At 52.8% G+C, this 24,229-nt stretch carries 3 protein-coding genes (1 of these 3 running past the window's edge); all 3 read left to right on the top strand.

Annotated features, from left to right (window positions below; translation table 11 throughout):
• The first annotated feature begins 56 nt into the window (after positions 1-56).
• Tightly spaced (each overlapping or abutting the next), the 3 genes in view from CWB98_RS11615 to CWB98_RS11605 form a layout consistent with a single transcriptional unit that may run on beyond the window.
• Entirely contained in the window at positions 57-13,049 is a 12,993-nt protein-coding gene (locus CWB98_RS11615) for a non-ribosomal peptide synthetase (protein WP_171045635.1), read from the top strand.
• Entirely contained in the window at positions 13,049-16,573 is a 3,525-nt protein-coding gene (locus CWB98_RS11610; RefSeq protein ID WP_138545031.1) for a non-ribosomal peptide synthetase, read from the top strand. The genes CWB98_RS11615 and CWB98_RS11610 overlap by 1 nt, the downstream gene beginning before the upstream one ends.
• Positions 16,573-24,229, top strand: partial view of a non-ribosomal peptide synthetase gene (locus CWB98_RS11605; RefSeq protein WP_138545030.1) — the 5' portion only. Its footprint extends 2,351 nt past the window's final position; 7,657 of the gene's 10,008 nt are visible here — the first part of the coding sequence; its start codon is at positions 16,573-16,575; its stop codon lies off the right edge, out of view. Before CWB98_RS11610 ends, CWB98_RS11605 begins: the two co-directional genes overlap by 1 nt.

The raw sequence follows: 24,229 nt of genomic DNA, 5'->3' as shown, positions 1-24,229 counted from the left end.
CTGAGTATTATCAAGGTCCCCGCGCATCGGGGCCAGTGAGTATGGATAGACCAAGAATGAATAATAGACGTTACCCCCTGACATCATCTCAGCAACCAGTCTGGATGGAGCAAGTATTCAAGAGTGAATCCCCACTGTACAACGTTGGGGGTCGGTTTGTATTAACAGGGGCACTGGACCCGATACGCTTTAAGCATGCACTGGATCACGTCGTGGCACATACCGACGCGTATCGTATCAATCTGGTACTGGAAGACACCCAGCCCTGGCAAATCATCAATGATGATCTGCAACTGGACTGGAAGTGTATTGACCTCAGTGGCTATGCGGATGCGCATCAGCGTGCCGCGGACTATTGCCAGACTCAGATGTCTACCCCTTTTGATATTTATGGACCTTGTTTATGGCGCATTCACTGGTTAAAAATCTCCGAGCAGGAGAGTGCCATGTGTATGGTGTTCCACCATCTGATAGTGGATGGTATCGCGGGCAGCCTGTTCCTTGAATACCTCAGTGAAACGTATCTGGCGATGAATGCACAGGGTCAGTTCATCAAAGAAGTGCCTGAACGCCCGTCGTACAGCGAGTTTATTGAAAAAGATCTGGCCTATCGACAAAGCAGCCGGTTCGAAAAAGACCGGGCTTTCTGGCAGGAAAAGTTTAAGACCCTACCCGATCCACTGCTGCTGAAGAAAACCAACCAGTTTGATGACCAGCCGTTTGCTCGCCGCGAGTATGAATTTACCCAGCAGCAGTACAATCAAATCGGCGCGGTTGCCGCGCGTTATGGCTGCTCAGCAACGCACTTTTTCACCACTTTGGTCGCGGTGTATTTTTCGCAGATGAATGATAAGCGTGATCTGGTCCACATCGGGATGCCCGTCCACAACCGCAGCTCGGCTAAATTACGCCAGACGATAGGTATGATGGCGTCAGTGATCCCCGTTGGCGTGGCCTTTTCGCGTACCGATAGCTTTGCTGACACTTTCAAAGCCGTGGCCGCCGAGCTCAAACGCAGCTATAAATATCAAAAGTACCCGCTGCATGAAATGATCCGCGACCTCAGGCCAATGAATGAGGGTGAGGGCCAGTTGTTTGATATTCAGTTATCGGTAGAAGATCACCCGTCCGATACCCAGTTTGGTGAAGTGTCCAGTTACAAGGCGGTACTGAACAGTGGCTTTAGCTCATACCCTTTGTCTATTTATGTGCGCAGCCATGATAATATTAATAACGTCCATGTTGAGTTTAACTTTGACCGAAATTTCTTCAACGAAGATGAGATTGATGGCCATGTCAGTCGTCTGACGACCATGATCACCGATGTAGTAACTAACCCAACCATGCTGATTGGCGATTACACGTTAGCCACTGAGCAGGAAATTGAGCAGCAGCTGTTCGACTGGAATGGCAACCAGGTGGACTATGCGTCTCAGTTAACGATACAGCAAGTGTTTGAGCAGCAAGTTGCTGCCACGCCTAACCACTGCGCTTTGGTGTTTGGTGAGACGTCCCTGAGCTACCAGGCACTGAATGAACGGGCCAATCAGCTGGCGCATTATATGGCGCAACAAGGCGTTATGCCGGGCAGCTATGTGGGTGTGTGTATCAACCGCTCCATCGAAATGATGATAGCCATCCTGGCGACTCTAAAAGCGGGGGGGGTTTACGTGCCTCTGGATCCCAATTACCCGGCGGAGCGCCTGGCTTACATGATGGAAGACTCCGCAGTCAGTGTGATCCTGACCAATGAGCGATGTCGTGAGTCGCTGGCATTTGCTGCTGACAAAGTGATCTCGCTGGACACCCAGGCTGGACGATGGGCTCAGCATGGCCTGCACAACCTCAGCACAGAGATACAGCAGCACAGCGATGAGCTGGCTTACCTGATTTATACGTCGGGTTCGACGGGCAAACCTAAGGGCGTGATGTGTACCCACCGTGGTATTGTCAATCTGGCCCAGAATCAGCAAGCCCGATTTGCCATCACGCCACAAAGCCGGGTATTACATTACGCGTCAATCAGCTTTGATGCGGGCACCTGGGACTGGGTGATGGCGCTGCTGAACGGCGCAACTCTGGTGATAAGCAGCGATGAAGCACGTCTTGAGCCTGGCAAAGTGGCCGAGTTGTTCACCCATCAGCAGATCACTCATGTGACCTTGCCACCGGCGTTTTTGGCGACCATGGAATATCGCGAAGACTATGCCCTGCAATGTCTGATTGTGGCGGGTGAGGCCTGCGAGCAAGAACTGATGGACTTATGGTCTGCACGTTATAGTTTTTATAATGCCTACGGTCCGTCTGAGGCATCGGTGTGTGCCACTGTGTGTCAATTGATGCCGGGTAATGCGGTTCGCATCGGTAAGGCGCTCGATAATGTGTCTTTGTTTGTCCTGGATGAATATCAAAAAATGCTACCGGTTGGCTCAATTGGTGAGTTGTATATCGGTGGTGCCGGATTGGCGCAAGGCTATCTGAATCGCCCTGAATTAAGCGAAGAGAAGTTTGTCGCTAATCCCTTTTATCAGCAAAACCCGCAAACCGGAGCGCGTCTGTATCGCAGTGGCGACCTGGTTCGTTATTTGCCGGATGGTGAGCTGGAGTTTGTCGGGCGTGCTGACGATCAGGTTAAAGTGCGCGGGTTCCGCGTCGAGCTGGGAGAAATTGAGCACGGCCTGAATAAACTCTCGGCCGTGCACTCCTGTGTGGTGCTGGCAAAGCGCCAGGGTGGCACCAATCAGTTACTGGCCTGTGTGATTCCGGAGCAGCCGGTGGCAGAGTCGGAGCAGGCTGAGTTTGTCTTTGCGCTGCAACGAGAGCTTGAGCAGGAGTTGCCTGCACATATGGTGCCTGGGCATTTCACTTTGCTGACTCAGTGGCCACTGACCCCGAACGGTAAAATTGATAAGAAAGCCCTGTTAGCGTGCACAACCATTGCGTTGCAGGGGGAATACCTTGCACCACAAACGGAGACCGAAATGACGTTGGCGGCCTTATGGTCTGAGTTACTCAAAGTCGATGATGTAAGCGCGACCGCCAACTTCTTCCAGCTGGGTGGTCATTCCCTGTTGCTGATGCAACTGGCCAGTCAGCTGCAAAGTCGTGGCTGGCAGGCGCGGGTTCACGATCTGTTTGCTACCGCGTCGTTGCGGGAAATGGCAGAACTGCTAGACAGGCAGGGTAAAGATGGCAGCACGTTTGAAGTGCCCAAAAATGGCATCCCGGCTGACTGTCACTATGTGACGCCCGAGATGCTGGATCTGGTTGAGTTGAGCCAGCATGAAATTGATGAAATTGCCGCAAAAATACCGGGTACGCATCGTAATATTGCCGATATATACCCACTGGCACCCCTTCAGGAAGGTGTGCTATTTGTTCATACCTTAAATACCCAGGCTGACCCTTATGTCACCACGGCGGCGTTTGAGTTTACCAGCCCGGCACAGCTGACTAATTTCCAGCAGGCGCTGCAACGCATGCTGACAACCCACGATGTGCTGCGTACTGCTGTGATGTGGCGTGAGCGAGAAACCGCGGTACAAGTGGTGATGCGTGAAGCAAAACTGAGCGTATCGCATCTGGTGTTTGATACTGAACAACCGATCAAAGCCGCATTTGAAGCCTATGTGGCTGAGCATCAGCACACTCTTGACCTTGAACAAGCACCGCTTATCAAGCTGGCTGTTACAGAAGCCTGCGAACAGGGCAAATGCTACGCACTATTGACTTTCCATCACCTCACAACGGATCACGTGTCACTGGGTATTCTGGTATCCCAGTTACAGCAGCTATGTGATGATCCCGATTCGGCATTGCCCACGCCCTTGCCTTATCGTGCCTTTATCGCGCATACGCTTGAACACAATCGAGGGCTTGACGTAGCCGGATTCTTCTCGGCGCAATTGGGCGATATAGAAACCCCCACACTGCCTTTTGGTCTGAGTGAGGTGACAGGCAGTGGTGAGACTATCGTTGACCACCATGACACATTACCGATTGAGTTGAGTGACGCAATCCGCACCCTGGCCCGGCGTGAAAGTCTGAGTCCTGCAGCCTTGTTCCATCTGGCCTGGGCGCAGGTGATAGCCGCCTGTTGTGGGTCGCAGGAGGTGGTGTTTGGCAGTGTGATGTCTGGCCGGATGAATGGCATGGCGGGCATTGAGACCATGATGGGGATGATGATCAATACCCTGCCGCTGCGGGTTTCACTGGATGAGGCTCCTGTGCTGACTCAGCTTAAGCGGGTCGATCAGAGCCTCAAAGCCTTGTTGCCTTACGAGCAGGTATCGCTGGCCGAAGCACAAAAATACAGTGGACTGGCCAGCGGCGCAACCCTGTTCAGCGCCATGCTGAACTATCGCCATTCTGCTGCGCAGGATGATATAACTGCGCTGCACGACAGCAATGCTGCCTGGACTTTACTGAGTGCCAAAGAGCGCACCAATTATCCGTTTGGCGTGTCGGTAAATGATTTAGGACAAGGCTTCTCGCTGGAGTATCAGATTGACCAACAGGTTGATGTAAAGCAGGTAGCGGCTTATCTGGCCAATGCGCTGACAAACCTGGTGACAGCATTAAATGAGACACCGGAGCAGCCTGTTTCTTGCAGTATACTGCCTGATCAGGCACAGCAGCATCAGTTGTTGCAGTGGCAGGCGGATGTGCCCTGGTATCGCAGTGACATGCAGATCCAACAGGTGTTTGAAGCACAAGCTGCAAAGACACCAGACGCCATTGCATTGCAACTTGATGAGCAGACACTCAGCTATGGCGAGCTCAACGCGCAGGCTAACCAGCTGGCCCATTACTTACGTGAGCAACATAGCGTGACTGATGGTACTTTAGTGGGTTTGTGTATCGGTCGCTCAGTTCAAATGGTTGTTGCGACTCTGGCTATTCTTAAAGCGGGTGGTGCTTACCTGCCACTGGAGCCAACTTATCCGCAAACCCGCCTCGAATATATGCTGGCAGACTGCGGCGCCCACTTAGTACTGACTGAATCTGCACTTTGTGAGCGACTTTCTTTCAGCAACGCTCATTTGTTGGCCGTAGATAATGACAGTGCCCGGTTTGCCCACTATGGGACGGAAAACCCTGCAGCGGGTGGCGCTCAGTCACCTGAGTCTCTTGCCTATGTAATTTATACTTCAGGTTCAACAGGCAACCCTAAAGGGGTTATGACGCCGCACCGTGCGGTTGTGCGTTTGGTGGATAATCCTGACTTTATTCAGCTTGGTGATGAAACCGTTTTCTTACAGTGTGCCAACATCGCTTTTGATGCTGCGACCATAGAAATTTGGGGACCGCTGCTCAATGGAGGTCGTTGTGTACTGTTCCCCGACGAGTTCTTAACTGTGTCTCGTTTGGATGAGGTGATAGACGAGCAACAGATCACTGATATGTTCCTGACAACCGGGCTATTTGATGAATGGAGTCGCACGCAGGTTAAGCAACCATCGTTAAAATGTGTGATTTCCGGTGGTGAGGCGGCCCGACTGAATGGCCTTAAACGTGCTATGGCGACCAACCCTCACTGTACTTTTGTAAATGGCTATGGACCTACTGAAAACACCACATTTACTACATGGCACGCGTTTACCAGTGAAGATCTGGCGTGCGGAATATTACCGATAGGGACCGGCATCTGTGGTGATCGATGCTTTATTCTCTCGCAACAACAACAACTTTTGCCCGTTGGTGCTATCGGAGAGTTATATGTCGGTGGTGCCGGATTGGCACTGGGTTATCTGAATCGTCCAGATTTGACCACTGAGAAATTCATCCCTAATCCATTTTCCACTGACCCCGAACAGCCTTCGATGTTGTATCGAACTGGCGATCTGGTGCGATATGACGAACAGGGCCAGATTGTGTACGTTGGTCGGGTAGACGACCAGATTAAGATCCGGGGTTTTCGCGTCGAGTTAGGTGAGATTGAACACACACTCAATGCATTGGAGCAGGTTGAGCAGGCACTGGTCGTTGCCCGTAAAGACCTCAGCAATAATGCCTTGATAGTGGCCTATGTGGAACCTGCAACTCAGGTGCCTGAGGGCCAGACGCTGGGTCACTGGTTAAGTGAGGCACTGGGCGATAGTTTACCGGCCTACATGGTTCCGGGTGCGTTTGTAGCAATGACGCAATGGCCACTCAATGCCAATGGTAAAATTGATAAACGCGCGCTGCCGGAACCCGATATGGTCGCAGGGCAGGGACACTATGAAGCGCCCGAGTCGGATACGGAAATTCTGCTCAGTGAGATATGGTCGCAGTTGCTCGGTATTGAAGCGAGCAACATCAGCCGCACGGCGAACTTCTTTGAGCTGGGCGGACACTCACTGCTGGTGATGAAGATCCATGCCCGGCTTAAGCAAGCTGGGTTTACGGCAGAAGCGGCGGCTATTTTTAAGGCCCAGACCCTGGCTGAGATGGCCACCACTGTGACTAAGCAGGACGAAGAAGCGCTGAGCTGGCAAGTACCCGAGAATGGGATAATGGCTGATACCACTATTATCACGCCACAAATGCTGCCATTGATTGCGCTGACCCAAAGTGAAATCGATTCAGTCTGTGCGCAGATCCCTGGCGGTGTGCAAAACATTCAGGATATTTATCCGCTGGCGCCACTGCAGGAAGGCATTTTATTTGCGCACTCTCTACAGCAGGAATTCGACCCTTATGTGATTTCTGCGGCACTGACCTTTGCTGATGATGACAAGTTTGGGCGCTTCGTTAATGCATTGGAGCAGGTTGTCGCGCGCCATGATATCTTGCGTAGCGTGATCCTCTGGCGTGGCCGGGACAAAGCGATTCAGGTGGTGCAAAGAGAGGTTGGCAGTCTGGTTGAGTGGCTGGACTTTGCTGCACAGCAAGATGTGCTGGTGGCATTTAATGACTTTGTTGAGCACGGCAATCATAAAATAGATGTTGAGCAGGCCCCGCTGGTACGCATGCAGGTTGTTCGGGACGAGGCCAGTGGCAAAGTCCATGCTTTGTTTAAGCATCATCACCTGATCACCGACCATGTCTCCGTCGAGCTGATCCTCGAAGAGCTTGCCATGTGTGTGGCGGGTGAGCAGGCCAGTTTGCCACCTCAGGTGCCGTATCGCGAGTTCGTTGCCAAATCACAGCACATTGCCAAAACCCTCGACAGCGCAGCCTTTTTCTCGGCGCGTCTGGGTGATGTTGATACGCCAACGTTACCTTTTGGCCTGGCAGATACGCTGGGTGATGGGTCGAATTCGCAGGAGCTTAGCTATGCGCTGGTACCTGAGCTGAATGAACGAATTCGTCAGTTGTCGCGGCAGTTACAAATGGGCCCCGCAGTGCTGTTCCATGCAGCCTGGGCACAGGTGCTGAGCCACTGCTGTAATATGCAGGATGTGGTGTTTGGTACTGTCCTCTCCGGACGCATGAGTGGAGAGGCGGGTGTAGACCGTATGCTGGGCATGTTGATCAATACCTTGCCGGTGCGTGTAACGCTTGCGGATGTGGATGCCAGAACCTTGCTGACTCAGGTCCATGAGCAGCTGCAGGGATTGATCCCCTACGAGCAGGTAGCACTGGCCGAGGCACAGCGCCATTCGCAGGTGGATGCCAGTTCGCCCCTGTTCAGCACCACGCTGAATTTCCGCCACTCTGAAAACCTCGATGAGCAACAAAGCAGCCTATATGATATTGCTGCAGTGCGTGAGCGCAGTAACTATCCATTGGACTTGTCGGTCAATGACTTTGGTGATGCATTCACCCTCGACTTTCAGGCAGATGCGCGTGTGCCGCTGGCGCTGGTAGCAGATCTGATGAATACTGCCATCGACAACTTATTACATCACGCTATGCGCGATTCTGAGGAATCTCCGTCTCAGTGGACGGCCTATTCTGCTGAGCAGCGTCAGGTATTACTGAGTGCACAGCTGGGGCCGGTTGTGGATTTACCACAAGTTTCAGTGCACCAGCTGTTTGAGCAGCAGGCCACTAAAACCATGGACAGAGTGGCCGTCAGCTATGACGATGATATCCTGACCTACCATTTACTCAATGAGCGTGCCAATCAGCTGGCGCATTATTTACGCGCCGAGCATCAGGTGGGCCCGGATACGCTAGTTGGCCTGTGTGTGGGCCGCTCGCTGGAAATGATGGTCGCCGTACTGGCCATCCTTAAAGCAGGCGGGGCCTATGTGCCGCTGGACCCGGATTATCCGCAGGAACGTCTGGCGTACATGGTCGAAGACACCGGCCTGTCTGTGGTGCTGACCCAGCAAAAGGTCGCCGGGATCCTGAACGACTTTAACGTCACGCCAGTGCTGCTGGACGATGCCAGCCAGTTTGCAAGCTACCCAATCAGCAACCCGGATGTGGCGCTGACTCCTGAGAGCCTGGCCTATGTGATGTATACCTCAGGCTCAACCGGTAATCCTAAGGGCGTGATGATAAGCCATCATAACCTGATCAACTTTGCCGCGAACTGTGAGCAGCGCTACGAAATCACCGAAGCGGATAACGTGCTGCAGTTCTCAACTATGAACTTCGATATTTTCGTCGAGGAATGGCTGGCAACGTTGACTCAGGGCGCCACTTTGGTGCTGCGCGATGAAGAGGTGTCGCTGAGCCGCGAGGCCTTTATTGCCTTCTGTGACAGCCATGCCATCAGCGTGGCCAGCCTGCCAACGGCGTTCTGGCATATGCTGGCGCTGAGCGAAGCAGAGCTTGAATCTCTGGCGCTGCGCCTGGTAATTGTGGGCGGTGAAGCACTGGATAAACAATCGGTGGCCGCGCTTAAACCGGGCTTTGTGCTGCTCAATACCTATGGCCCGACCGAGACCACAGTCACCGCATCCGGCTATGCCATCCGCGGCCGGTACGATGACCCGCGCGCGGTGCCCATTGGCCGCGCCAACGTCAATACCGCGACGCTGGTACTCAGCGAGCAGCTGACCTTATGCCCGCCGGGTGTAGTGGGTGAGCTGTACATCAGTGGTCAGTGTCTGGCCAGCGGTTATCTGCATCAAAGCGAACTCACCGCCGAGCGATTTATTGATAACCCGTATTGTGACCCGGCTAATCCTGCACTGAGCGCCCGTTTATACAAAACCGGTGACCTGGTGCGCATAGGGGCAGATGGCGAAATCGAGTTTGTCGGGCGCAGCGACGATCAGGTCAAGATCCGTGGTTTCCGGGTTGAACTGGGTGAGATAGAAAGCCAGCTGATGAGTCACCCTGAGGTGGAGTCGGCGGTGGTACTGGCTGAGGCCGGTCAGCAAGGTGGCAAGGTACTGCGCGCTTTCATTCAAAGTGCGCAAGACAGCAGCCTGATTGACGCACTGCAACAGCACCTGAGCGGCAATCTGCCGGATTACATGGTGGCGTCGGCTTACAGTTTTGTGGCGCAGTGGCCGCTGACTGCCAATGGCAAGCTGGACAAGCGCGCGCTGCTGGCTCTGCCTGCGAAAACGGTCGAGCAACCTTATCAGGCACCACACACCGAGGCCGAGAAAATGGTGGTCGAGATTGTCGCGTCGCTGTTGTCTCTGGACGTCGATAAGGTGGGTGTCCACGCTAATTTCTTTGCGCTGGGGGGCCACTCGCTACTGATTATGCAGCTGGTCAGTCAGCTGCGCGCACGTCAGTATCAGGCGGACGTGCAGGCCTTGTTCAGGGCACACACGCTACAGGACATGGCGCGCCAGGTTCGGGCACTTGGGAGTGAGGAATCAAGTTGTGTGCCCGCCAATTTAATCCCGACAGACTGCAGTAAAATTACCCCGGAGATGGTGACGCTCACCGAGCTGGATGCGCAACAACTCGACGACATTGCGGCAACCATCCCCGGTGGCATGGCCAATATTCAGGACATCTACCCACTGGCACCGCTGCAAGAAGGCGTGTTGTTTGTGCACACCATGAGTGAAGGGCAGGACCCGTATGTTACCAGCACCACCTTTGAGTTCGACAGCACGGAGTCCCTTGAGCGCTTTAAATGGGCACTGAATACGCTGATTGCCCGTCACGATGTGCTGCGCACCGCCATATTATGGCGCAACCGCACCACTGCACTTCAGGTGGTGCAGCGCGAGGTGGAGCTGCCCGTGACTGAGCTGGACTTCAGCGGGGAAGCGGATGTCCGGGCCGCGTTCAGTACGCATGTGGCTGAGCAGCCGCTATGGATTGAGCTGGAAAATGCGCCGCTTTTACAACTGAGCGTGTGCGAAGACGCCGCGCAGGGCAAGCATTATGCGCTGTTGTGCGAGCATCACCTGATCTCAGATCACGTGTCGCTGGAAATTCTGGTGCACGAGCTGACGGCGCTGCTGAATGGCAATGAAGCCAGTCTGGCTGAGCCGGTGCCGTACCGGGAGTTTGTCGGTCGCACACTGGCACGCACCGCGAGTCTGGACACCGAAGCCTTCTTCACACAGATGTTGGGGGATGTTAGCGAACCCACCTTGCCTTATGGTCTGACGGACGTACTGAATGACGGCTCAGGCATTGAAACCGTGCATGTTACGCTGGATGAGGCACAGGCGCAGCGCATTCGCCGTCTGACCCGCCAGTATCACAGCAGCCCGGCGGCGTTGTTCCATCTGGTGTGGGCCAAAGTGCTGGGGGTGTGTAGCGGTCAGTCGGAGGTGGTGTTCGGTACTGTGTTATCGGGCCGCATGAGCGATGATGGCCTGAGCAGCCAGCTGATGGGCATGATGATCAACACGCTGCCGCTGCGCGTGTCGTTGAGCGGGCAGGATGCGATGAGTCTGCTGGCACAAATTAACGACGACCTGCATGCACTGATGCCGTACGAGCAGGTCTCTCTGGCCGAGGCGCAGCGCTGTAGCGGCGTGAGCGCTCAGCTGCCCCTGTTCAGCGCGATGCTGAACTATCGTCACTCGGCGACGCAGGAGTCTCAGCTGGAACAGGATGCCGGGTTTAAAGTGCTGGCCACCGAGGAGCGGACCAACTATCCGTTTAATCTGTCGGTGGATGACTTCGGCGATGGTTTTGGCTTTGAGCTTCAGGTGGATAAACGTGCCCCGGCGGCGCGCATAGCACAGTACCTGCAAGTGACTTTGACTCAGGTGCTGGATTTACTGGACAGCCAGAGTTGTACAGCGGTGCAGAGCCTGTGTGTGCTGGATGAAGCGGAGCGTCAGCAGCAACTGCACAGCTGGAATGACACAACGCTGGATTACCCGCGCGAGCTGTGTATTCACGAGCTGTTTGAGCAGCAGGCAGCGGCGATGCCGGAGCAGATTGCGCTGCGCTTTGGAGAGCAGACTCTGAGCTATGGTGAACTCAATGCCAGAGCCAACCAGCTGGCTCATTATCTGCGTGCAGAGCACAATATCGGACCGGATTCGTTAGTGGGCTTATGTGTTGAGCGTTCACTGGAGATGGTCATCGGGATTTGGGGCATTCTCAAGGCCGGTGGGGCTTATGTGCCATTGGATCCTAACTACCCGCAGTCTCGTCTGGCCTACCTGATTGAGGATGCAAGTCTAAATGTTGTATTAAGTCAACAGAATGTTGCAGAAGAGGTAACGCTGGGGTATGCTAACGTCGTTTTACTGGACGCACCAGAATCTCATAATCACGACATATTTTCGGCTTATCCTGCACACAATTTGACGCGAGCAGAAACGGGTGTGTGTGCCCGGAGCCTGGCTTATCTGATCTACACGTCGGGGTCGACCGGTAAGCCAAAAGGGGTGATGATTGAGCATCGCAATACTGTGGCTATGTTGCAGTGGGCGAAACAGGCCTACAGCGATGCTGAGCTGGATAAAGTGCTGGCATCGACGTCACTAAACTTTGACTTGTCGATTTATGAATTGTTCTTACCGTTGTGCTTTGGTTATCAAAGTGTGATTGTGAACAATGCCATGGCACTGGCCGAACAGCAGCTTGATATCAGCATGATCAATACCGTGCCGTCTGCAATGAAAGCCTTGCTGGAAGTGGGGGCGGTGCCGCAAGGGGTTAAAGTGATTAATCTGGCTGGTGAGCCTCTGACCGCTCAGCAGGTAAATCAGATTTTAGAAGCGTGCCCTGGGGTGGTCGTATGTAACCTTTATGGTCCATCGGAAGACACCACTTATTCGACGGCAGCGCGCTTTACGTCTGCCTTGAGTCAGGTGCCGGATATTGGTCGGGTGATTGCGAACAGTCAGGCGTATGTACTTGGCAGCGCACAAGAATTGTTGCCGACAGGCAGTGTCGGTGAGCTGTATCTGGGTGGTGCCGGTGTCGCGCGGGGGTATTTGAACCGTCCTGAACTGACGGCCGAGCGTTTTATTGACAACCCTTACTATGAAGCGGCGGGAGTTAATAACAGCAAACGCTTATATCGCACTGGTGATTTGGTTCGCTATTGCGAAGATGGTCGAATTGAGTTTATTGGCCGGATAGATGATCAGGTCAAGATCCGCGGTTTCAGGATTGAGTTGGGTGAAATTGAGCACCGACTTAATAGCCTTACTGAGGTTTCAACGTCTCTGGTGATGGCACAAGAGCACAGTGGTGGCGGACAATACTTGGTGGCGTATCTGCAGCCTTGTCTCACGTGTGATACAAGAGAAGAAACACAGCAACAAGTCTGGTTGAGTGATGTTAAGAGCGCGCTGGCAGGTGAGTTACCGGCACATATGATCCCGAGCCAGTTTGTCCTGATAGACGAATGGCCACTGACGCCAAACGGAAAAGTAGATAAAAAAGCCCTGCCAGCGCCGCAAGGTATGTTGGCAGGGCAAGAGTATATTGCACCACAGAGTGAGACAGAACATGCCTTGGTGGCAATTTGGGCTGAGTTGCTTGGCCTGGATCCACAGCAGATCAGTACCTGCGCTAACTTCTTCGAGTTGGGCGGGCATTCTCTGTATCTAATCAAGCTGGCAGGTGCAGTTAAAACCCAGTTCGAAATCGAGCTGACATTACGGGAAATTTACGACGCTGCAGAATTAGCGGTCCTTTCGCAGGTAATTGAGAGCAAGCAGGCACAAAAATATCTCGAAGACAAAAAAGCCAATGAATCGGTAATGATGAGTGGAACACTATAATGATTGCACAACTAGTTAAATCGGCAGCAGATCAAGGCGTTTATCTGTATGCCAAAGAGGGCGCGTTACATTTTGACCTGACGGTGGCTGAATTCCCGGCCGCACTGAAGCAGGACATCATCGCAAATAAGGCAGAGATCATCGCATTTCTGTCTCATGCCCAAAGCGCAGGCAGCGAGTCACAAGGACCGCAACCCGGAGAGTATCCGGATGGCTGCGTGCTCTCTTATACCCAGCAGCGCTTCTGGCTGCTGGAGCAAATGCAATCAGGCCAGAGTCAGTACAACATGCCTGTCGCGTTGAATGTTGAAGGCGCACTTGAACTGACTTTGGTTGAAAAGGTGCTCAGCACTATTGTGGCACGCCATCAGATCCTGCGTACCGTTTATCGTGAGCAGGATGATGAAGTGCGTCAGCATGTTTTGCAAGACAGCGAGTTTACTCTGAGTTTTGTCGATCTCAGTGACAGTGAAGGTGAGCAACAGCAGGCGCAGTTGTCTCAGTGTCTGCTTGAAGAAGCGCAACGTCCTTTTGATTTGACCCGGCAACTTTCAATCCGGGGTCAGTACCTCAAGCTTCATGGAGCCGGCCATGCCCAGCAAGGCGTGTTATTGCTGACGCTGCATCACATTGCTTCTGATGGCTGGTCGATGGATGTATTGATCAATGAGTTTGTGACTTTGTATCGGGCCTATTCTGCTCAGCAGGTTAACCCGTTACCTGAGCTGGCACTGCAATACGCCGACTTTGCCGTGTGGCAAAGAGACAAAATGCAGGGCGGCGAATTTGAGAAGCAACTGACATACTGGCAGCAGGCGCTGGAAGATGCGCCATTGACACACAGTCTGCCGACCCAGCATCATCGCCCGGAAGTAAAACAGACACGGGGCGCGCATGTCACGACGTCGTTGCCTGCATATGTGGCACAGCAATTGGAGCTCGTTGCCAGGCAGGCACAGCTGAGTCCGTTCATGTTAATGCATGCTGTGTTGGGAGTGGTCATCAGTCGTCACAGTAATCAGTCGGATATTGTAATAGGCACACCGGTGGCAAACCGCGCCGATGAGGGACTTAGCCCGTTAATTGGTTGTTTTGTTAATACTTTAGCACTGCGTCTGAATACCTGTCATAGCACACTGGCCGAGTACTTGGATCATGTTCGTCAGGTACATATGAACGCCCAGGTTAATCAGGACGTGCCGTTCGAGCAGCTCATAGATGCCCTTAACCTGCCTCGCACTTCTTCCTATACACCTTTGGTGCAGATCATGCTGACCACCAATGACAAGTTTACCGATGGCGCTGATGAATCGTCTTTACTGAACCTGCCAGACCTGAGGCTGTCTCCATTGCAAGGCAGTCATCCGGCCATAAAATTCGATATGGAAATTGCGCTGAATATCAGCGATAAGCACATTGAGACTACATGGAATTATGACGTGGCCTTGTTCGACGCTGAGTTTGTCGAACAGCTCAGTGAACACTTTAACAATGCCTTGATATCATTGGCAGATATGACTGCTCAGACACGTAGCACCTTACCTTTGAATCGTTTGTCTATTCTGGGTGACAAGCTCGAATCGTATCTGATCGATGGTCTGAATAACAATGCCGCGGATTATCCGGTCGATCAGTGTATTCATGAGGTCTTCGAGCAGCAGGCGATGCAAACGCCTGAGCAGATCGCCGTTAAGTTTGGCAGTAAACAGCTGACCTATCGTGAGCTTAATGAGCGTGCCAACCAGCTGGCCCACTTCCTGACTCGTGAATACCAGGTTACCCCGGATTCCTTTATCGGCTTGTGTGTTGAGCGTTCGCTGGAAATGATCATAGGTACTCTGGCCATCCTCAAAGCCGGTGCAGCATACGTACCACTGGATCCGGCTTATCCGCGTCAGCGTGTCACCTATATGATGGAAAATTCCGGCGTTAAAATCATCCTTTCAACGCACTTTATCATTGAGCAACTGGATTTAACCGATTACCACAGCATTTGTATTGACGGACTTGGCAATGCGCAAGTGGTTCAGACTTTTGTTGATTACCCTACCTACAACCCAAGTGAGTTGGTAAAAGGGCTGACATCGTCAAATCTGGCCTATGCCATTTACACCTCGGGCTCAACCGGCAAACCTAAGGGCGTGCTGCTAGAGCATAAGGGAATAGTCAATATTGCGTTTAACCACCGCCACTATCTGAAAGTGGATGGGCAAAGCAAGGTCTTACACTTTGCTTCTATGAGCTTTGACGCAGGGACCTGGGAATATGTGATGGCGTTGTTGAGCGGCGCCACTTTGGTCATTGCTGACAGTGTTCAGCGTTTGTCTCCGGAGAGCATTACTCAGTTACTTCACAGCGAAGCCATTACCCATGTGCTGTTGCCACCGGCATTTCTGGCCATGATGGAGTTTCGTGATGACTTAGCACTCAAAGCGCTAGCTGTGGGTGGAGAAGCCTGTGATCAGGAAGTGGTTGAGCAGTGGGGGGGCACCTACCGGATGGTCAATGCCTACGGCCCGACTGAGATCTCTATCTGTGCAACCTGGGCTGAATTGCGTCCCGGGCAGAAAGTCACCATAGGTAAGCCCCTGAAAAATACCAGTGCCTTTGTGCTGGACAGTAATCAGGCCTTGCTATCGCCGGGGGTAGTCGGTGAGCTGTACATCAGTGGTGTTGGTCTGGCGCGGGGGTATCACCAGTTACCTGAGCAAACCGCAGAGCGATTTGTGTCGAACCCTTATTTCGATGGCCACAATAAATGTGTAACCGAAACCTTGTATAAAACAGGGGACCTGGTCCGATATTTACCCGATGGCGAGCTGGAATACCTGGGTCGGATTGACCAGCAGGTCAAGATCCGGGGCTTCAGAATCGAAATCAGTGAAATAGAAGGCTTACTGAGTGAGTGTCTTGATGTGGATGCCGCGGTGGTCACTGTTGCGACCAGTGCAACGGGTGCCAAACACTTAGTGGCCTATGTGCAGCTTAGTAATCAAACCGCTGTTAATAGTGCCTCTGGCCATGAAAATATTAATGACAGTCAGGCTGCGATCCAGCGGATCAAAACAGAGTTGGCAGACAGACTCCCCGATTACATGGTACCCGGGATGTTTGTACCAGTATCGCAGTGGCCTTTGACCAGTAACGGCAAGATAGACAAACGTGCGTTGCCAGAGCCGGACATGACCGCGGTTGAAGGGGAATACATCGCGCCCGAAACCAACAGTGAAAAACGTTTGGTGATCATCTGGGCGCAGCTACTGCATTTGCAGGAGAGTGAGATAAGCACTTCTGCTAACTTTTTTGCGTTGGGTGGTCACTCACTGCTGGTCAGCAAGTTGGTCAGAGCAGTCACATCGGACCCGGAATTACAGCTACAACAGATAGACATGCAGGACATTTTTACGGCGCAGTCGCTGGCCCAGCTGGCTCAGCACATTGATCTGCTGCGTATGCAACAGCTTAATGCACAGGCGGCAGACAGTATCTGCGATCAGGATTTAGTTGAGGATGGTGAGATTTAATGAATGTACATCAGGCTTTCGAGTTAGCGATATCACAGGGCGTTCATCTGTATGTCGAGCAGGGCAAACTCAAGTTTAAAGCAGCAAAAGGCAGTATGACTGATGAGCTGAAAAGCGCACTCAAGGAAAACAAAGCTCAGCTTATTGAGTTGTTGAGCCAGCAAGCAGTAAAACCAAATGCGTTCACCCAGTCCGCAGGCGCGATCCCCGCCCTGGGGTTAACGCAAAGCGTGTTGTCTTTCTCACAGCAGCGTTTATGGTTTTTAGAGCAGCTACGAGGGCCATCGGCCGAGTACAATATCCCCCTTGCACTGGATGTGCAGGGCTGTGTGGATTTGGCGGCCGTAGAAGATGCATTCAACGACATAATGGTGCGCCACACTGTTTTGCGCTCCGGTTACTATGATTCTGAGGATGGACCAAGGCAGACGACACGCGAGGATGTGGCGCTCAATATCCACCAAATTGATTTGTGTGATAGCGACGACCTGGCGACAGAGCTGGCTGCATACATAGAGCGCGATACCCTCAAGCCGTTTGATTTGACTAAAGATGTGCTGTTCAGAGTGACCTACCTGTGTACTCACCAGCACAATGATGGCACCCAGCAGGGCGTGTTACTGCTCAATATGCATCATATTGTATCGGATGGCTGGTCGATGGAAATTCTGACCCGTGAGTTTGTCCAGGCCTATCAGGCCAGAGTTACCGGACAGGTCCCCGGCTGGACGCCATTGCCGCTGCAATATGCGGATTATGCACACTGGCAACGTGAACACCTGACTAAAGAGGCGCTTGCTGAGCAGCTATCATACTGGCAACAAAGTTTAGCCGACGCACCTGCGGTGCACGGGATCATACCGGACTTTGAACGACCAGCTACTAAGCAGCTGCACGGTGATCTGGTGCGCAGTGAGCTGGGATCCGCTGAAGCACAAGCGCTGCAAAACTTAGCCCGACAGCACCAGTTAACGCCCTTTATGCTCATCCACAGTGCACTGGCCTATGTATTATCGCGTCACAGCAACAGCAATGATATTGTCATCGGCACGCCCATCGCCAACCGGGGCCACGCAGAGTTAGAGGGCTTGATTGGTTACTTTGCCAATACCCTGGTGCTGCGAGTCAATACCGGGCAGTCCAGTATTGGCGATTATTTTACCCATGTTAAATCGGTGCATCTAGGCGCTCAGGCCAATCAGGATGTGCCTTTTGAGCAGCTGGTCGAAAAGCTTAACGTTCCTCGCAGCGGCGCCCATGCGCCGCTGTTTCAGATCATGCTGACCACCAATTCTGACTATGGTGTCAGAGATCAGCAATTAGCACTGGATGGCCTGCATATTTCACAACGCCGTGCCAGCAGTGTGACGACTAAGTTTGATTTGGAAATTGAAGTCGCGCTGAACGAGCAGGGCGTGGCGATAGAAATCACCTATGATACAGCCTTGTATCGTGCACACCGTGTGGCCGCCATCGCCCAGCACCTGAATACGGTGCTTACGCAGCTGGCAAGGCTGACACCCGCTGACGTGTCTGGAAAGCTAAGCGCATTGTCATTGCTGTCTGACGCCGAACGTAAGCAGCAACTTGCTGACTGGAATGATACACAGCTTGCCTACCCTCGCCAGTTGTGTGTCCATGAATTATTTGAACAGCAAGCCAAAGCCACGCCGGATGCTATCGCCTTGCGCTTTGGCGGACTTACCATGAGCTATGAGTCACTCAATACCAAAGCGAATCAGCTGGCGCATTGTCTGCGTACTGAGTATAACATCGGCCCAGATACCCTGGTTGGCTTATGCACAGAGCGCTCATTTGAGATGGTGATTGGCATCTGGGGAATATTGAAGGCCGGTGGGGCGTATGTGCCGTTGGATCCTGAATTACCATCAGGTCGGCTGAATTATTTAATCGAAGATGCCAGCGTCAATGTAGTGTTGAGTACCCAAAAAGTGATTGAACAGGTGTCACTGGGCGATGCTGCCGTGATCTCGCTGGATAGCTTCGATTTCGATGCATATGCGAGCGGCAATATACCGGTTGGTGACGTCGGCCTGACAGCCAATCATCTTGCTTATGCCATTTATACTTCGGGCTCCACAGGTAAACCCAAGGGCGTGTTGCTGGAGCATCAGGCGCTGCATAACCGCATTGACTGGATGGACAATGAATACGGATGTGAGCCACAGGATAAAATCTTACAAAAAACGCCTTACAGTTTTGATGTCTCGGTATGGGAATTTGTCTGGCCTATGCTCAAGGGGGCACAGCTTGTTATTGCCAAACCCGGTGGTCACAAAGATCCTGCTTATCTGAGTGAGCTGATTGAGAAAACGGGCGTAACTAAACTGCACTTTGTGCCCTCTATGCTGGGTGTGATGCTGGAGCATGGCGACCTGGCCAGGTGCGGCACGATTAAACAGGTGTTCTGTAGTGGTGAAGCCCTGCAGGTAAGCCATGTCGAGCAGTTTAAAGTCCGGCTGCCTGAGGCGCAGCTGCATAACCTCTATGGTCCGACGGAAGCAGCCATCGATGTCAGCTACTGGGATTGTGCTTTGCCTCATGGCAGCAGCATCCCTATCGGTAAACCCATCCAGAATATTCAGCTATATATACTGGACGATACACTTGACCTATTGCCACAAGGCGCTTGTGGTGAGTTACATATTGGCGGTGAGGGGTTAGCAAGGGGCTATCATAACCGCCCTGAGTTGACCGAAGAGCGCTTTATCACTAATCCATTTTATCCGCAAAACCCCAGTAAGCGTTTATATAAAACCGGCGATCTGGTGCGTTTTCGTGAAGACGGCAATATCGAATATATGGGTCGTCTGGACCATCAGGTCAAGATCCGGGGGCAGCGCATCGAGCTGGGTGAAATCGAATATCACATTGGCGAGCATGAACTGGTTGATTCTGCGCTGGTGATGGCAATGAGTGATGATAAAGGCAATCAGCGACTGATTGCCTACGTTAAGCCTTGCATTGAATTGACTGAAGACACACAGCAGGCGCTGATCGCTTCCGTTCAGGCGCTGCTGGGTGAGTCGCTTGCCGATTATATGATCCCGGCAAACTTCGTTTTATTAAACGAATGGCCACAAACGCCAAACGGTAAAATTGACCGCAAAGCGCTGCCGGTGCCACAAAACCTTGGTTATGAAGTGGCATATGAGGCCCCAGTCACCGAGCAGGAAAAGGTGTTGGCCGAGTTATGTGCTGAGCTGTTAACCCTTGAACTTGCCGAAGTTAGCATGGCCGCCAACTTCTTTGAGTTAGGCGGGCATTCACTGATGGTGATGGAGCTGGTCAGTCGGTTGAAAAAGCAAGGCTGGTGCACCTCGGTACAGGCGCTGTTTAATGCCAGGGTATTGGGCGAAATGGCCAAAACCATCAAGGATGGCACACAGCAGAGCGCCCCTGAACTACCGCAAAATGGCATCCCGGCGCAATGCACACGGATCACCCCAGACATGGTAACGCTGGCCTCGGTGACTCAGAGCGAACTGGATTCGCTGGCACAGCGTATTCCCGGCGGGGCCGCCAATATCGCGGATATCTATCCGCTTGCTCCTTTGCAGGAGAGTATTTTCCTGGTTCATAGTGCGACGGAAAAAACCGACCCTTATGTGACCACCATCACGCTGGAGTTTGGCTGCAAAGATGAAATTGACCGGTTTGTCACACGCTTCAATCAGATCATTGCACGCTATGATGTGCTGCGTACATTGGTTGCGTGGCGAGAGCGTCAAGCCCCTTTACAGCTGGTATTACGCCATTGTGAATTGCTGCCAACCTGGTTGTCATTCTCTGGTCAGCAAGACGCCAGACAAAAACTCGATGCTTACGTGGCACAAGGCACACACCGTATGGATCTGGAGCTGGCGCCTTTGGTGCAACTGGAGCTGGCCCATGACCCCATCACAGATAAATACTGTGGCGTGCTCAAAGAGCACCACATTTTGCTCGACCATATCTCAGTTGAAATGATCATGACTGAGCTGGCAATGGATGAGCAAACCTTCCGGCAATTGCCGGAACCACTGGCGTATCGACAATTTATAGCTCACACACTGCACAATGCCGAGCAGCTGAATACCCGTGACTATTTTACCGAACAGCTGGGCGATATCGACACGCCCTGCCATCCGTTTGGGCTGGACAGCATCCAAGCCGATGAGTTGCATTGCAACGATTTGCATGTTGAGCTGACTCTGGAACACTCGCAACAGATCCGCACTCAGATGCAACAACGTGGCATGAGCCCGGCGGCATTTTTCCATCTGGCCTGGGCCATGGTGGTATCGGCCTGTAGCCAGAGCCGGGATGTGGTATTTGGTACAGTATTGTCGGGCCGCATGAGCGCTCAGCAGGGCATTGAACAGATGATGGGTATGATGATCAATACCCTGCCTTTGCGTGTTGATCTGGCTGACAAAACGGCAGCAGCGCTGTTGGAGCAGGTCGATAAGTCCCTGCTCGGGTTAATGCCTTACGAGCAGGCGTCGCTAACCGAAGCGCTGGCATGCAGCGGAGTCAGCACACAAACACCGTTATTCAGCGCCATTTTCAATTACCGTCATTCACGTCTGGCAGAGTCCTCAGCGCAGGGGGGCGCGCAGGCCACAGCCGCCAGAGAGCGCACTAACTATCCATTTAACTTATGTGTTGATGACTGGGGTGAGGGTTTTTCTTTCAACCTGCAGGTTGAGCGCTCTGTCGACATTAACGCGGTGGGTGACTACGTGGCATGCGCCATCGAACAGTTACTGAGTGCACTGAATAAAGAGTCAGACACACCAGTGGCACAGCTGGCGGTACTGACTGAGGCGCAACAGGATGTCCTGATGCAGGCGAATGTCGGCGAAGTGGTGAACATAGATAGCGTCAGCAGTATTCAGGCCCGCTTCGAGCGCCAGGTGGCCAGAGTTGGTGAGCGCGTTGCACTGGTGTATCAACAAGAGTCGCTAACCTATCATGAACTGAACGCGCGGGCGAATGCACTGGCACACTATCTGGTTGATGCACACGATATCCGTCCGGACACGTTGGTAGGCTTGTGTGTCGGTCGCGGTGTCAACATGATTGTGGGCATACTGGCGATACTTAAAGCCGGTGGTGCGTATGTGCCGCTTGATCCCAATTATCCGCAAGAGCGTCTCGATTTTATCTGTCAGGATGCTGGCGTGACACTGGTACTAAGCGAAGATCAGGTGGCTGATGCGTTAGCGATACAAGACACGCCTGTTATCGACCTGAACCAGCTGACACTAATCGACTACAGCACCGATAATGTGCAGCTGACAGGGCTTACATCTGACAATCTGGCCTATGTCATTTACACCTCAGGCTCCACGGGCAAACCAAAAGGGGTGCTGCAAACCCACCGTAATGTCGGTCGTCTGTTTGATGTGACTCAGCCTGATTTTAACTTCAGTGAAGACGATTGCTGGTGTGTGTTTCATTCCTTTGCCTTCGATTTCAGTGTCTGGGAGATCTGGGGCGCCTTGTTGTTTGGCGGCAAACTGCTGATGCCGAGCCTGGATGAAGTCAAAGACAGTCAGTTGTTCGTAGAACTGTGTCAGCGCAATGCACTGACTATTCTTAACCAGACGCCGAGTGCATTTAAACAACTCACCGAATATCTGGTTACGGCTCAGCTGGCGCTGCCCTCATTGCGTAGCATCGTATTTGGTGGGGAAGGGCTGACGCCAAGCCATGTAACTCAGTGGTGGACGCATTTTGCGAGTCAGCCAACTGAGCTGATTAATATGTATGGGATCACAGAAACCACTGTGCATGTGACCTACAAACGTATTGAGCCAGGTGCGCCGATCAATATCGGCAGACCGTTGCGCGACCAGCATATTGTATTGCTGGACGACGCGTTAAAGCTGGTACCTAAAGGCTGTGCGGGCGAAATCTATGTCGGTGGAGCAGGCTTAGCACTGGGCTACCTCAACCGCGAAGCACTCAGTGCAGAACGTTTTATTGACAATCCGTTCGACAGAGGACGTTACCCCTGGTTGGGTGAGCGCTTGTACCGTGCTGGAGATTTAGCGCGTTATGACGAGCAGGGCGAGCTACATTATCTGGGCCGTCAGGATGACCAGGTGAAAATTCGCGGTCATCGCATTGAACTAGGCGAAGTTGAGAATCGCATTGCTGAGCTGACATTGGTTGACTCTGCTCTGGTGTTGGCTTTGCCTGCTGTGGATGGCACGCTACAACTGGTTGCTTATGTCAAAAGTGCACAGGACAGTGCTGATGAGCACTGGCTGAGCAACTTAAAAGTGGCACTTGGCGAGCAGTTACCTGCATACATGCTACCGGGCGCTATCGTCACTGTGCAGCAGTGGCCGCTGACCGCCAATGGCAAGGTCGACAGGCGCGCTTTACCTGCGCCAGATAGTGGACTGTCTCAGCAAGTGTATGTCGCCCCACGCGATGACGTCGAATACACCCTGGTTGGGATCTGGGCCGAGTTGCTTAAGCTTGAGCACAGTCAGGTTAGTGTCGAGGCGAACTTCTTCGAGCTTGGCGGGCACTCTTTACTCCTTATGAAGCTGCTTGCAGGTATTCGCGAGCAGCTCAATTGTGAGCTGAGCGTGAAGGATATCTTTGCCGCCACCACCATTACACAACAAGCGCAGCGGGTCGCGCAGCAGGCAGATAACGTGGTGCGGCCGCCTATTGCCGCACAACCACGTGAAGCAAATGCCCACCTGCCATTATCGTTTGCCCAGCAGCGTCTGTGGTTTATCGATAAACTCAATGGTAGCAGCGCCGAGTACAATATGCCTGTAGCGTTTGATGTTGATGGCGTATTGGACCTGAATGCGGCAGAAGCTGCGTTGAATCGCCTGATTGCCCGACATGAAGCGTTACGTACAGTGTATCTGGAACAGGGGGCGGAGCCTGTTCAGCTGATCCGTAGTGAAGCGCAGCTGACGCTGACCCTGCATGACTTAAGCGACCTGAATGAGCACAGTAAAGCAGAGCGACTTAGTCAGTTGCTAAGTGAAGATGCACGAACGCCATTTAAGCTGGATAGCGACCTGATGCTGCGTGCTCAGTATATCCTGCTGAATTATGCCGATCAGAGCGAGGCACAGCGTGGTGTGCTGGCGTTCAATATGCACCATATTGCCTCGGATGGTTGGTCAGTCGAGCTGATGTCGAATGAGTTTATGGCGCTTTACGAAGCCGCCATTGTGGGCACTGTGGCTTCCTTGTCGCCTTTAACTATCCAGTATGCCGATTATGCCTTGTGGCAACGCGACTGGCTGAGTCAGGCACAAGGGGGAGCAAAAGCGCTGGAAACACAACTCAATTACTGGCGTGAGACACTGGCCGATGCGCCGGCGGTGCATGGTCTGCAACTGGATAAAGCTCGCCCGGAAGAAAAAGCATTCAATGCCAATGGCTTCACCAGTTTATTGCCAGGCTCGCTGAGTCAGGGTCTCAAAGCGTTTGCTGAAGCGGCAGGGATCACGCCATTTATGCTGGTGCACAGCGCGCTGGCCTATATTTTGTCGCGGCACAGTAATCAGCAGGATATTGTGATAGGCACGCCGGTGGCGAATCGTGCCCAGCCAGAAGTGGCCGGTCTTATCGGATACTTTGCCAATACCCTGGTACTGCGCGTGAACACCC

This window comes from Pseudoalteromonas rubra (assembly GCF_005887115.1).
In the GTDB taxonomy this organism is placed as follows: domain Bacteria; phylum Pseudomonadota; class Gammaproteobacteria; order Enterobacterales; family Alteromonadaceae; genus Pseudoalteromonas; species Pseudoalteromonas rubra_F.
The sequence above is the reverse complement of the archived record's forward strand: the minus strand, read 5'-3'. Positions and strand labels throughout refer to the sequence as shown.